Raw genomic sequence first — 13,318 nt, forward strand, 5'->3', positions numbered from 1 at the left:
GGGATCGGAGCAGGTGCGGTCACCGGATCGGCCGGCGCCACCTTTCGTCGGCGGTGAGCCGCGAGCGGACGTGCTCGGCAGCGTCGTCGTTGCGGAACGGACCCGCGAGCAGGTCGGCGTAGACGTGCGAGATGGCCGCATATCGCAGTCCGCCACGGCGGTCCATACGTTCGAAGACCACCGGAGACCAGGGAATCGCCACGATCACGTCGCCACCATGCTCGACCGGGCGCAGCCCGAGACCATCCGCGAACTCGTCGGGATCGTCGGCGTAGAGCTCGAGCAGTGCCGGTGCGGCGTAGTCGGTGGCGGCCACGCCGGTGAGGGCATAGGGGATGTCGAGGCGTTCGGCGAGCCGCGTGCGGGTCGCGGTGACGCCGTCGGGTGCGGTGAACCGGCGGACCGGGCACACCTTCCGTTCGGCCGCCCAGGCCCGCAACATCGGCTCCCACCGCACCTCGACGATCGGCCCTCGTGGTACCCGGCGCACGAGTTCGCGTTCGACGAGAACCTCGACCACACGATAGGTCGCGCCGGTCGACGCGCCGGACAGCTTGATCAGTTCCGGGACGGAGATCTCGCCGACGTGGTCGGCCAGTGCGCGCACCACCCGGTCGGCCGGTTCTCCGGTCAGCACCCCGGAGGGCCGGCCCGGACCCCGCCAGGGATCGGCGTCGGCGCCTCGGTCGCGCACCCACACCGCAGGGCGGGTCGCGACGAGCGAGAGGTTGCCGGTCGCGTCGGCATAGGAGATGCCGTGCCGGTCGAGTTGGCGACGCACCGGGTCGGACAGATAGTGGGCGCAGACGAAGCCTCGGTCGGATTCGGAGAGATCTGCGGCAATGCGGGCGACGTCGCCGGAGAGCACTCCGCGGGAGGTGACGACGGCGAAGGAGACCGACTCGCCGTCGGGCGCGGTGATCAGCAGCCTCGAGGGTGCCTCGGGAGAGCGGGGTCGGTCGCTCGACAGCGACCAGCCCAGTGGAAGGCATGCCTCGAGCCGGGCGGTGGCGCGGCGGTAGATGTCGATGTACCGCTCGGGGCGGGGACCGATCGGGTTCTCGGGTACGGGAGCCGGCTGCGTCACATCCACCACGTTAGTCACTCTGTACATGACGGAAAAGCGCAATAAACGAAATCGCGGGTAGCCTGCCCGGTCCTCCCGCACCGCAGGCTGCGACACCCGATGCGCTAGTTTCGTGCTCATGACCGATATCACCGGGCGCATCGCGTTCGTTCAGGCGACCTGGCACCGCAACATCGTCGACCAGGCGCGCGCGGGTTTCACCGACGAGATCACCCGCCTGGGTTTCTCGCCGGACGCGTTGGACTTCTTCGAGGTCCCCGGCGCCTTCGAGATCCCGTTGCACGCCAAGCGTCTCGCCGAGAGCGGACGTTACGCCGGGATCGTGGCGGCCGGGTTGGTCGTCGACGGCGGAATCTACCGACACGATTTCGTGGCCACCGCGGTGATCGACGGTCTGATGCGGGTGCAGCTCGATACCGACGTGCCGGTCTTCTCGGTGGTGCTCACGCCCCACCACTTCCACGAACACGACGAGCACGTCGAGTACTTCACCCGGCACTTCGTCAAGAAGGGCGCCGAGGCGGCCCGCGCGGTCGACGCGACCGTGCGGTCGCTGCGCGCGCTGCCGACCGGCGACTGACCGGCCGGCAGCACAGCGGAACTCAGTGGGCGCGGCCCGTGGTGCCTCGGGGCGCGTCGGAGCCGGTCGTATCCTTCGGCCCGGGCGTCGGCGGCACCTCGATGCGTTGCCGGTAGGAGGCCCGCGCGGTCTCATCGGTGTTCAGCGCGACGGTGTGGAGTCCGAATGCCGCCGAGATGCGATGGCGGGTGGCCTCCGGCATGAGGCCGAGTGCGCCGAGGATCCAGCCGGCGGCACGCGGAACGTACTTCAGGCCGGGCCGGCGGCTCGCGATCACCTCGACGATGGCGGCCGCCACCTGTTCCGGGCCGACCATCGCGAGCTTCTCGATGAGCGCATTCGGCTTCATGCCGGCGATCAGTTCGGTGCGCACGAACCCCGGCGCGATGGTGGAGACTGCGATGTTCGAGCCGGCAAGTTCCTGACGGAGCACCGAGCCGAGGCCGATGACGGCGTGCTTGGTCGCCGAGTACACGGCCAGGCCGGGGGCGCCTTCGACGCCGACGACGGATGCGAGATTGACGATGTGCCCGTATCCCTGATCGGCGAATCTGGCTCCGGCCAGTTTCGAGCCGAGGATCACCCCGCGGATGTTCACGTCGATCTGACGGTCGGTGACGGTGTCGGTTTCCTCGAGGAACGCCCCGGTGGGCATGATTCCGGCGTTGTTGACGAGCACGTCGATCCCGCCGAACTCCATGTCGGCCAGGCTGAGGAATTCGTCGAAGGATTCGCGGTCGGTGACATCGAGCGGCAACCCGAGCACGGTGGAGCCGAAGCGGGCACCGATACGAGCGGCGGTGTCCTGCACCAGATCCTTGTCGAGGTCGCCGATGGCCACGCGGGCCCCGGCGGCGACGAGGGCTTCGGCCGTGGCCCGTCCGATGCCGCGGGCCCCGCCGGTGATGACGATTCTCTTGCCGTGCACGTTCGCGCTCATGTGGCGCCGTCCTTTCCTCACTGAATCCCTGAGGACGACGCTACGAACGGAACTTTCCGTGATCCATGACACTATCGGCAAGTTCTTGTGAATTTCGGCCATGATGTCGAGGATGGGGTCCCGTGAACACGTGGACCTCGCGGCGTGCGGCGACGAGTGCCGCTCTGCTGCTGTCTTTCGCGCGCGAGCGGGGGGTCGATGCCGCCGCCCTACTGAGCGACACCGGTTTGACCGAGCAGCGACTTGCCCATCCGGGTAGCGAGATCACCGCCGACCAGGAACTGACGGTGATCGGCAACCTGGTGCGGGCACTCGGCGACAGGCCGGGCGAGGGTTTCTCGCTCGGATTGCGGTACCAGACCGCGGTGCACGGGATCTTCGGATACGCGCTGATGAGTTGTTCGACCGTGCGTGAGGGCATCGAGGTGGGCACACGCTTCTTCGATCTCACCTTCGCGTTCTCGCGGGCGGCGTTGGACTACGCCGGCGACGAGGTCCGGTTCTGCCTCGACGATCGGCACGTGCCGGCCGAACTGCGAGGCTTTCTGCTCGAGCGGGACGTCTCGGGCATCGTCGCGCACTGGAGCGCGCTGTGGGGAAGCGCGTCGGAGGTGCGCCGTATCGAGGTGGCGGAATCGCTGGCCGATCGGGTTCCGCCGGTTCTCCGGGCCCGCGGTCTCCGAGTGGAGTCCACGCCGGCGACGCATGCCGTGGTCGTGGACGCGCGCGCTCTCGATCGTCCGATGCCGACCGCCAGTCCGGAGGCGGCTGCTGTGCTGCTCCGTGAGTGCGCAGAGTTGCTGCAGCGCAGACAGAGTCACGGAGAGCTCGGTGCCCGGGTCCGGGAGGTACTGCTACGTCGGGCGGCCGACGGTCCCACTCAGGGCGAGGTGGCGGCGGAGTTGGGAACGAGTGTGCGCACCCTGCGGCGACGGTTGGGGGAGGAGGGGACGTCGTACCGGGCGATCGTGGCCGAGACGTTGGGGACGATGGCGGAGGAGCTCCTGGATGCGGGCCTGCCGGTGGAGAGGGTGGCGCACCGTCTCGGCTACGCCGATGCCTCGAGTTTCTCTGTGGCATTCAAGCGGTGGAGTGGAAGAACGCCGGGCGGGAAGCGGAGTCGGCGGGCGTCGTCCTGACGGGTGATATCGCGCTACAGCACAGATGGAATTATTCTGGATCATACGGAAACCATAGAAAACCAGAACTTCACCTCCATACGAACACTCACCAACCCACCAGGGTCACCAACTACTCAAAACACCTTGCCCTGACGCAGGGTGGGTCAACTGGGTGTGCCTTCCGGGCGCCGCGTCATCGCGAGCGGCACGAGCACCCCGAGAAGGGCTGCGGGCAGCAGGAACGCCAGCACGGGGCCGGTGCCGTAGACCGGAGTCAGCAGCAGTGGGGAGAAGGCCGCGCCGCCGAAGCGGAAGGCCTGCACCACCGAGACCGCACCGCCGCGGTTGCCGCCCGGCCCACCGAGAACCGCGGCGTTGACGCCGACCAGTACACACTGCGAGGCGACACCGGCCAGGAACCAGGCGATGCCGACCACTGCGAGCAGGGGGACGGTGCCGACGATCACGACCAGCACTGCGCCGCTGAGCGCACCGCCGAGCACGGTGCGGCGGGCACCGATGCGATCGATGAGCATTCCCACGGGTCGCGAGGTGAGGATGCCGGCGAGACCGAACAGAGTGAGCATCGCGCCGCGTTCGGAGGGGGACAGCCCGAAGTCGTCCTCGACGCGGAAGGCGAGCAGAAAGCCGAGACCGCCGAGCGCACCCCAACCCACCAGCGCGACCAGCCCGATCCGCAGGATCCGCGGGCTCAGGGCGTCACGCAGACGGGCCTGCGCGGCATCGGACGGGTCGTCACGTACCGAAGCGGGAAGACCGATCAGCGCCAGGACCAGAGCCGCGCCGGCAAGCACCACGAACGCCCAGCGCCAGTTGACCTCGGCAGCGAGACCACCGACCAGCGGAGCGACGGTCTGACCGGCAGCCTGCATCGCGCCGAACAGTCCGAGCGCACGGCCGAGCCGGTCTTTCGGGGTGATGACGGCCAGCGCGGCGAGCAGCAACGGTGTGGTGAACGCGTTGGCTGCGCCCTGCAGCATGCGGGTGCCGGTCAACAACGAGAAGGTCGGGGCCAGGGCGGCGGCCACAGACACCGCGGCGTAGACGAGATACGCGGTGCGGAGGGTGCGGACACGTCCCCAGCGTGCTCCGAGGGTGCCGGAGAACAGCATGGCGGCGGCGAAGACTCCGAGATAGGCGGTGAGCGTCGTCGCGGCGGTACCGGTGGACACGCCGGTGTCGGCACCGATCTCGGGCAGCATCGACACGACGACACTGCCGCCGAACGGCCCGAGAAAGCCGCCCGCGTAGAGCGCCGTACGCTGCAGCGGCTCGCGTGCGCCCCTCACCGATTGAAGCCGCCGGGACCCCGTCGCCTGAGATAGCGTTCGAACTCCGCCGCGAGAGCGTCCCCGTCGATCTTGGCGATCACCTCGGAGATGTCCTCCTCGGCTTCGGCGTCGCCGCGCTCTTCGAGGGTGCGCACGTATTCGGCGATCTCCTCGTCGTCGTCGATCATGTCGGTGACGGTCTGTTCCCATTCCTCGGCGAGGAGCGGAAGTTCACCGAGGGGCACCTCGAGGTCGAGGACGTCTTCGACACGGCGCAGCAAGGCGACGGTGGCCTTGGGGTTGGGTGGGTTGGAGACGTAGTGGGGGACCGCTGCCCAGAACGACACGGCGGGAATGCCGGCGCGGACGAAGGCGTCCTGCAGTACCCCGGTGATGCCGGTGGGTCCTTCGTACCTGGAGGTCTGCAATTTGAAGCGTTCGGCGGCTTCGGCGCTGTAGGCGGTGCCGGTCACGGGGACCGGGCGGGTGTGCGGTGTGTCGGCGAGCAGCGCGCCGAGCAGGACGACGGTGTGGACCTCGAATTCGTCGACGAGTTCGATGATGGCGTCGCAGAAGCTGCGCCAGCGCATGCTCGGTTCGATGCCGTGCAGCAGGACGACGTCGCGGTCGCTGCCGGGCGGTGAGCACAGCGACAGGCGGGTGGTGGGCCACTCGATCTCGCGGGTGACCCCGTCGACCAGCCGCGCCTGTGGGCGGTTGACCTGGTAGTCGTAGTACTCCTCGGAGTCCAGCTCGGCGAATGGCTCGGCGTCCCAGATCAGTTCGAGGTGCTCGACCGCGCCGCTGGCAGCGTCGCCGGCGTCGTTCCACCCCTCGAAGGCGGCGACGAGCACCGGATTGCGCAGGACGGGGACGTCCTGGTCCGGGGTCTCGGGAAACTCGGGTGTACTCACTCGTCCAGCCTACGACCCGGCCTGATCCGGGCGCCCACTAGTCTGAAGGGCATGTCCACCCCACTTCATTCTGTCCTGCTCGATGCGCTGAAGCGGCGCGTTGTCATCGGAGACGGGGCGATGGGCACCATGTTGCAGGCCGCGGATCTCTCGCTCGACGACTTCCGCGGTTTGGAGGGGTGCAACGAGATCCTCAACGAGTCTCGTCCCGATGTGATCCGTGCGATCCACCGGGCGTACTTCGAGGCCGGCGCCGACGTCGTCTCGACGAACACCTTCGGCTGCAACCTGCCCAACCTCGCCGACTACGACATCGCCGACCGTATCTATGAACTGTCCGAACTCGGTACCCGCCTGGCCCGGGAGGTCGCCGACGAGATGGGTCCCGGCGCCGACGGTATGCCCCGGATGGTGATCGGCTCGATGGGTCCGGGCACGAAGCTGCCCACTTTGGGCCACGCTCCGTTCGTGGCGCTGCGCGACGCTTACACCAAGGCCGCGCTGGGCATGCTCGACGGCGGTGCGGACGCGATCCTCGTGGAGACCTGCCAGGACCTGCTGCAGGCGAAGGCCGCGATCATCGGCAGCAAGCGGGCGATGGAGCAGGCGGGCCGCCGGATCCCGATCGTCACGCATGTGACGGTGGAGACGACCGGCACCATGTTGCTCGGTTCGGAGATCGGTGCGGCGCTGACCGCGCTCGAGCCGCTTGGAATCGACCTGATCGGATTGAACTGCGCGACCGGACCGGCGGAGATGACCGAGCATCTGCGGTACCTGTCGCAGCACGCGACCATCCCGGTGTCGGTGATGCCGAATGCGGGTCTGCCGGTGCTGGGCGCGAACGGTGCCGAGTATCCGTTGCAGCCGGGCGAGCTGGCGGAGGCTCTCGCCGGATTCGTCCGCGACTACGGTCTCGCGTTCGTCGGCGGTTGCTGTGGTACGACGCCCGAGCACGTCCGGCAGGTCGCCGAGGCGGTGCGTGAGGTTCGGCCGGCGCCGCGCGCGCCGCAGCCGGAGCCGGGGGTGTCGTCGCTGTACACGGCGGTGCCGTTCGAGCAGGACGCGTCGATTCTGATGATCGGGGAGCGCACCAACACCAACGGGTCGAAGGCGTTCCGGGAGGCGATGCTTGCCGCGGACTGGCAGAAGTGCCTGGACATCGCGAAGGATCAGATCCGCGACGGCGCGCACATGCTGGACCTGAACGTCGATTATGTCGGGCGTGACGGCGCGGAGGACATGGCGGAGCTGGCGTCGCGGTTCGCGACGTCGTCGACGTTGCCGGTCATGATCGACTCGACGGAACCGGATGTCATCAAGGCCGGTCTCGAGCATCTTGGTGGCCGGTGCGCGGTGAACTCGGTGAACTACGAGGACGGGGACGGCCCGGGTTCGCGGTTCGAGCGGATCATGGAGCACGTCGTCGAGCACGGCGCGGCGGTGGTCGCGTTGACGATCGACGAGGAGGGTCAGGCGCGGACCGCCGATCACAAGGTGCGCATCGCCGAGCGGTTGATTGCGGATCTGACCGGTAGGTGGGGGCTGGCGCCGCAGGACATCATTGTCGATGCGTTGACCTTTCCGATCTCGACCGGTCAGGAGGAGGTCCGGCGCGACGCGATCGAGACGATCGAGGCGATTCGGCGTATCCACGAGGCGCATCCGGAGGTGCACTTCACGCTGGGTATCTCGAATGTGTCGTTCGGTTTGAATCCGGCGGCGCGGCAGGTGCTGAACTCGGTGTTCCTGCACGAGTGCACCGAGGCGGGTCTGGACACGGCGATCGTGCATGCGTCGAAGATCCTGCCGATGGCGCGGATTCCGGAGGAGCAGCGGCAGGTCGCGTTGGATCTTGTGTACGACCGGCGCCGCGAGGGTTACGACCCGCTGCAGAAGCTGATGGAGTTGTTCGAGGGCGTGTCGGCGGCGTCGGCGCGGGAGTCGCGGGCGCAGGAGCTGGCGGCGTTGCCGCTGTTCGAGCGGCTCGAGCGGCGCATCGTCGACGGTGAGCGCAATGGTCTCGAGGATGATCTGACCGAGGCGATGGAGACGACGCCGCCGTTGGCGATCATCAACGACACGCTGTTGTCGGGGATGAAGACGGTCGGTGAGCTGTTCGGTTCCGGGCAGATGCAGTTGCCGTTCGTGTTGCAGTCCGCCGAGGTGATGAAGTCGGCGGTGGCCTTCCTCGAGCCGCACATGGAGTCCACGGGCGACGAGGGCAAGGGCCGGATCGTGTTGGCGACCGTCAAGGGCGATGTGCACGACATCGGCAAGAATCTGGTGGACATCATCTTGTCGAACAACGGCTACGAGGTGGTCAATCTCGGCATCAAGCAGCCGATCGCGTCGATTCTCGATGCGGCGATCGACAAGCGTGCCGATGTGATCGGTATGTCGGGTCTGCTGGTGAAGTCCACGGTGGTGATGAAGGAGAACCTCGAGGAGCTCAATGCCCGCGGGGTCGCGGAACAGTTCCCGGTGATGCTCGGCGGTGCGGCGCTCACGCGCAGCTATGTCGAGAACGATCTGGCGGAGGTCTATCAGGGTCAGGTGTCGTATGCGCGGGACGCGTTCGAGGGTCTGTCGCTGATGGATCGGGTGATGGCGGAGAAGCGCGGGGAGGGGCCGGCGCCGGACAGCCCGGAAGCGATCGAGGCCGCACGCAAGGCCGCCGAGCGCAAGGAACGGCACGAACGCAGCAAGCGCATCGCGGAGAAGCGCAAGGCCGCCGAGACGCCGGCGGAGATCCCCGCGCGCAGCGATGTCGCGTCGGATCTGCCGGTGCCCACGCCGCCGTTCTGGGGTACGCGGGTGGTCAAGGGCATCCCGTTGGCGGATTATGCGGCGTTGATCGACGAGCGGGCGTTGTTCCTCGGGCAGTGGGGGCTGCGCGGGCAACGCGGCGGTGACGGGCCGAGTTACGAGGAGTTGGTGGAGTCGGAGGGTCGGCCGCGGTTGCGGTACTGGCTCGACCGGTTGGCGACCGAGGGGATCTTGCAGCACGCGGCGGTGGTGTACGGCTACTTCCCGGCGGTGTCCGAGGGTGACGATGTGGTGGTGCTGACCGAGCCGCGCCCGGATGCACCCGAGCGTTATCGGTTCACTTTCCCGCGGCAGCAGCGGTCGCGGTTCTTGTGCATCGCCGATTTCGTGCGGTCGCGGGAGGATGCGCTCGCGTCGGGTCAGGTGGATGTGTGGCCGTTCCAGCTGGTGACGATGGGCCAGCCCATTGCGGATTTCGCGAACGAGCTGTTCGCGGCGGATTCGTATCGGGATTATCTGGAGGTGCACGGCATCGGGGTGCAGCTGACCGAGGCGCTGGCCGAGTACTGGCATCGGCGGGTGCGGCAGGAGCTGGCGTTCGCCGGTGGTGGCACGGCCGCGGATGAGGATCCGGAGGAGGTCGCGGAGTACTTCAAGCTCGGCTATCGCGGTGCCCGGTTCGCGTTCGGGTATGGGGCGTGCCCGAATCTGGAGGATCGGATCAAGCTGGTGGAGCTGCTCGAACCTGAGCGGATCGGGGTGGAGCTGTCGGAGGAGTTGCAGTTGCATCCCGAGCAGTCCACCGATGCGTTCGTGCTGCATCATCCGGAGGCGAAGTACTTCAATGTCTGAGCAGGTTCGGGTGCCGGTGGCGGCGCCATCCGGGACGCTGCGTGCGGTGCTGTGGGACATGGACGGCACGCTGCTCGAGTCGGAACGCTTGTGGGACATCGGGATGCGGGAGTTGTCGCTGCATCTCGGTGGTCCGATGAGCGAGGAGACCCGTATCGCCACGATCGGTGGTCCGATGGATCTGGCGGTGTTGCGCACCTTCACGGGTCTGGGTCTGCAACCGACACCGGAGGAGGCGGCGGCTGCGGCGGCGTGGCTGACCGATTACATGGGGCGGTTGTTCGCGCAGGGTCTGCCGTGGCGGCCCGGCGCACAGGCCGCGCTGCGCACGGTGCGTGACGCGGGGTTGGGGTCGGTGCTGGTCACCAACACCGAGCGGGCGTTGTGTGAGGTGGCGCTGGACACTCTGGGCCGCGAGCATTTCGACTATTCGGTGTGCGGTGACGAGGTGCCGGCGGGTAAACCCGATCCGGCGCCCTATCGGCGGGCGGCGCAGTTGCTCGGGTTGGAGCCGGGGCAGTGTCTGGCGGTGGAGGATTCGCCGACCGGCGCGGCCGCGGCGGACGCGGCGGGGTGCTCGGTGCTGGTGGTGCCGTCGTTGGTGGAGGTGCCCGGTTCGCCGCGCCGGGTGTTCCGGTCGACGCTCGAGGGCGTCACCGCGGACGATCTGCGCGAGCTGCACGGCTCGGGGGTGTGCTGAGGTGGCGGTCCCGAAGATCGTGTTGTTCTACAAGTTCACGCCGCTGCCCGATCCGGAGGCGATCCGGTTGTGGCAGCACACGCTGGCGTCGTCGCTGGGGTTGACGGGGCGGATCCTGATCTCCGAGCACGGGATCAACGGCACCGTCGGCGGTGACATCGCTGCGGTGAAGAAGTATGTGCGGGGCCTGCGCAGCTATGCCGCTTTCAAGGACACCGACATCAAGTGGTCCGACGGCACCGGGCACGATTTTCCGCGGTTGTCGGTGAAGGTGCGTCCGGAGATCGTGACCTTCGGGGTGCCCGAGGAGGTGAAGGTCGACGAGAACGGGATCGTCGACGGGGGCACGCATCTGTCGCCGCATGCGGTGCACGCACTGGTCGCCGAGCGCGGCGACGAGGTGGTTTTCTTCGACGGCCGCAACGGTTTCGAGGCGCAGATCGGCCGGTTCCGGGGGGCGATCGTGCCGGACGTGGCCACCACCCGCGATTTCGTCGCCGAGTTGGACAGCGGTCGCTACGACCATCTCAAGTCGCGTCCGGTGGTGACCTACTGCACCGGTGGGGTGCGCTGCGAGGTGCTGTCGGCGCTGATGCGCAACCGGGGGTTCGAGGAGGTCTACCAGCTCGAGGGCGGGATCGTGCGGTACGGCGAGACCTTCGGCGACGAGGGCCTGTGGGAGGGTTCGCTGTACGTCTTCGACGGGCGGATGAACGTCGAGTTCAGCGACGCGGCGACGGTGATCGGTCGCTGCACGGTGTGCGGCGCGCCGACCTCACGGTACCGAAACCATCCGGACGTCCGCGGCCGGGAGTTGACCCTGGTGTGCGAGGGGTGTGTGCCGGATCCGGTGGGGTCCGCGACGAACGGCGTGGAGGGCTAGGGCGTGCGCGCTGCGCCGCTGCCGGTGCGCGATGGGCTCGGCCCGGACCGCATCCGGATGCCCGCCGAGACCGCGGCGGGCACGATCGTGGAGTTCTTGCAGGCCACGCACCCGGATGAGGATTGGGTCGGGCGCATGGCGGCGGGGGAGTTGGTCGACGAGCACGGGCGTCGGGTCGAGCGGCACACCCGCTATCAGCCGACCCGGTTCGTGTACTTCTACCGGGAGCCGGCGGCGGAGGTGCCGGTGCCGTTCCCGGTGCCGGTTCTGCATCGCGAGGACGGGCTGGTGGTCGTCGACAAGCCGCATTTTCTGGCGACCATCCCGCGGGGGGTGCATATCCGCGAGTCGGTGGTGGTGCGGTTGCGGCGCGAGTTGGCGGTGCCGGAGCTGGTGCCGGTGCATCGGCTCGACCGGATGACGGCGGGGGTGTTGTTGTGTACGACCGATCCGGCGTGGCGGCGGCCCTATCAGGAGTTGTTCGAGCGGCAGCGGGTGCGCAAGGTGTACGAGGCCGTCGCCCGGTACCGGCCGGAGCTGGAGTTCCCGCGGGTGGTGCGCTCGCGGATCGTCAAGCGGCACGGGGAGCTCACGGCGGCGCAGTTCTTCGACGGCGAGCCGAATGCGGAGACCCGGATCGAGCTGGTGGAGCGGCGGGGGGAGCTGGCCCGCTACCGGTTGTGGCCGCGTACCGGCCGCACGCACCAGTTGCGGTTGCATCTGGCGGGTTTGGGGTTGCCGATCGTCGGGGACAATTTCTATCCGCAGTTCCTGCGGCGCCGTGCGGACGATTTCACCGCGCCGCTGCGGTTGCTGGCGCGGGCGCTCGAGTTCACCGATCCGATCAGTGGGGTGCCGCGACGGTTCGTCAGCGAGCGGGTGCTCGAGTTCTGAGCCCGGGGCGTCGGTGTCCTGGATGCGGGCCCGGGGGCGGGGCATGAAACAATCGACCCCTGTGAAGACCTTCGATTCCCTGTTCGCCGAGCTGTCCGAACGTGCCCAGACCCGACCCGAGGGTTCCGGGACCGTCGCTGCCCTGGACGCCGGTGTGCATTTCCAGGGCAAGAAGGTACTCGAGGAGGCCGGTGAGGTGTGGATCGCCGCCGAGTACCAGTCCGACGAGGAGCTGTCCGAGGAGATTTCGCAGCTGCTGTACTGGGTGCAGGTGCTGATGGTGGGGCGCGGTCTGAAGCTCGAGGACGTCTACAAGCATCTGTGACGGCCGGTGGTCCGGCTGTTGCCGGCGCCGCCGTCCGTGCCCTGTAGCTCCCTTCCTCGCTTCTGCTCGTTGTTCGAAAGGACCCCTGCTCATGCTGCGCGTCGCAGTTCCCAACAAAGGTTCGCTGTCCGAGTCCGCCGCCGAGATCCTGCAGGAGGCGGGTTACCGTCGCCGCACGGACTCGCGGGATCTGACGGTCATCGATCCGGTCAACGACGTCGAATTCTTCTTCCTGCGCCCGAAGGACATCGCCATCTACGTCGGCTCCGGTGAGTTGGATCTGGGAATCACCGGCCGCGACCTGTCGATGGATTCGGGGGCGCCGGTCACCGAACGGCTGGCCTTGGGCTTCGGGTCGTCGCGGTTCCGGTATGCCGCACCGAAGGGCCGGGAGTGGGCGGTCGAGGATCTGCAGGGGCTGCGCATCGCCACCTCGTACGCCAATCTGGTGCGCCGCGATCTCGAGGCCCGTGGCATCGAGGCCGAGGTGATCCGGTTGGACGGTGCGGTGGAGATCTCCATCCAGCTCGGGGTCGCGGACGCGATCGCCGATGTGGTCGGTTCGGGGCGGACGTTGCGGCAGCACGATCTCGTCGCCTTCGGGGAGTCGTTGTGCGATTCGGAGGGGGTGCTGATCGAGCGGGAGGGTTCGGATCGTTCGGATCGGGCCCGCAATCAGCTGATCGCCCGGCTCGAGGGTGTGGTCTTCGCGCAGCAGTACGTGATGATCGACTACGACTGCCCCAAGCACCTGCTCGATCAGGCGGTGCAGGTCACCCCCGGGTTGGAGTCGCCGACGATCTCGCCGCTGGCCGACGAGACGTCGGTGGCGGTGCGGGCGATGGTGCCGCGTAAGGGGCACAACGCGGTGATGGACCGGCTCGCCGAGATCGGGGCGCGCGCGATCCTCGCGTCGAACATCCGTTCGTGCCGGGCGATGCGCGCCGCCGAATAGGCACGC

12 protein-coding genes are annotated in these 13,318 nt (G+C 68.1%); 8 read left to right on the top strand and 4 right to left on the bottom strand.

Annotated features, from left to right (window positions below; genetic code table 11):
• Positions 1-19 precede the first annotated feature (19 nt).
• Positions 20-1,087 carry a helix-turn-helix domain-containing protein gene (locus ABZ789_RS17310; RefSeq protein WP_358425978.1) on the bottom strand — a complete coding sequence of 356 codons (1,068 nt, stop codon included), beginning with the start codon at positions 1,085-1,087 and terminating at the stop codon, positions 20-22.
• 118 nt (positions 1,088-1,205) lie between these two features.
• On the opposite strand from ABZ789_RS17310, the gene ABZ789_RS17315 reads away from it, so the two are divergent.
• Entirely contained in the window at positions 1,206-1,667 is a 462-nt protein-coding gene (locus tag ABZ789_RS17315; RefSeq protein WP_358425981.1) for a 6,7-dimethyl-8-ribityllumazine synthase, read from the top strand.
• A gap of 22 nt (positions 1,668-1,689) precedes the next feature.
• On the opposite strand, the gene ABZ789_RS17320 is transcribed toward ABZ789_RS17315, so the two are convergent.
• Positions 1,690-2,607, bottom strand: a complete 918-nt coding sequence (locus tag ABZ789_RS17320) for an SDR family oxidoreductase (protein WP_358425984.1) — start codon at positions 2,605-2,607, stop codon at positions 1,690-1,692.
• Between the two features lie 122 nt (positions 2,608-2,729).
• Between ABZ789_RS17320 and ABZ789_RS17325 the strand changes: the two genes are divergently transcribed.
• Positions 2,730-3,746: an AraC family transcriptional regulator ligand-binding domain-containing protein gene (locus ABZ789_RS17325; protein WP_358425986.1), complete on the top strand. Its 1,017-nt coding sequence runs from the start codon at positions 2,730-2,732 to the stop codon at positions 3,744-3,746.
• A 146-nt stretch (positions 3,747-3,892) separates the two neighbouring features.
• Here ABZ789_RS17325 and ABZ789_RS17330 read toward each other — a convergent pair whose 3' ends face one another.
• Together ABZ789_RS17330 and ABZ789_RS17335 are read right to left on the bottom strand one after the other, a co-directional pair.
• Positions 3,893-5,038, bottom strand: a complete 1,146-nt coding sequence (locus ABZ789_RS17330; RefSeq protein WP_358425989.1) for an MFS transporter — start codon at positions 5,036-5,038, stop codon at positions 3,893-3,895.
• Positions 5,035-5,934, bottom strand: coding sequence for a PAC2 family protein (locus ABZ789_RS17335; protein WP_358425992.1), 900 nt, complete (start codon positions 5,932-5,934; stop codon positions 5,035-5,037). Before ABZ789_RS17335 ends, ABZ789_RS17330 begins: the two co-directional genes overlap by 4 nt.
• A 51-nt stretch (positions 5,935-5,985) precedes the next feature.
• Here ABZ789_RS17335 and metH point away from each other — a divergent pair, with 51 nt between their 5' ends.
• The 6 genes from metH to hisG all read left to right on the top strand — a co-directional run bounded on the left by metH (position 5,986) and on the right by hisG (position 13,312).
• Complete coding sequence (metH, locus tag ABZ789_RS17340; RefSeq protein WP_358425995.1) at positions 5,986-9,555, top strand: methionine synthase; 3,570 nt, start codon at positions 5,986-5,988, stop codon at positions 9,553-9,555.
• The gene (locus ABZ789_RS17345) at positions 9,548-10,255 is read left to right on the top strand and encodes an HAD family phosphatase (RefSeq protein ID WP_358425998.1); all 708 of its coding nucleotides are present in this window, start codon (positions 9,548-9,550) and stop codon (positions 10,253-10,255) included. Before metH ends, ABZ789_RS17345 begins: the two co-directional genes overlap by 8 nt.
• 1 nt (position 10,256) lies before the next feature.
• Complete coding sequence (locus tag ABZ789_RS17350; protein ID WP_358426001.1) at positions 10,257-11,138, top strand: rhodanese-related sulfurtransferase; 882 nt, start codon at positions 10,257-10,259, stop codon at positions 11,136-11,138.
• 3 nt (positions 11,139-11,141) lie between these two features.
• Positions 11,142-12,032: a pseudouridine synthase gene (locus ABZ789_RS17355; protein WP_358426003.1), complete on the top strand. Its 891-nt coding sequence runs from the start codon at positions 11,142-11,144 to the stop codon at positions 12,030-12,032.
• A 43-nt stretch (positions 12,033-12,075) separates the two neighbouring features.
• Positions 12,076-12,357, top strand: coding sequence for a phosphoribosyl-ATP diphosphatase (locus ABZ789_RS17360; protein WP_241386812.1), 282 nt, complete (start codon positions 12,076-12,078; stop codon positions 12,355-12,357).
• A 91-nt stretch (positions 12,358-12,448) separates the two neighbouring features.
• Positions 12,449-13,312, top strand: a complete 864-nt coding sequence (gene hisG / locus ABZ789_RS17365; RefSeq protein ID WP_358426006.1) for an ATP phosphoribosyltransferase — start codon at positions 12,449-12,451, stop codon at positions 13,310-13,312.
• Positions 13,313-13,318: the final 6 nt, after the last annotated feature.

The sequence above is a fragment of the Rhodococcus sp. NPDC047139 genome (genome assembly GCF_040643435.1).
In the GTDB taxonomy this organism is placed as follows: domain Bacteria; phylum Actinomycetota; class Actinomycetes; order Mycobacteriales; family Mycobacteriaceae; genus Rhodococcus.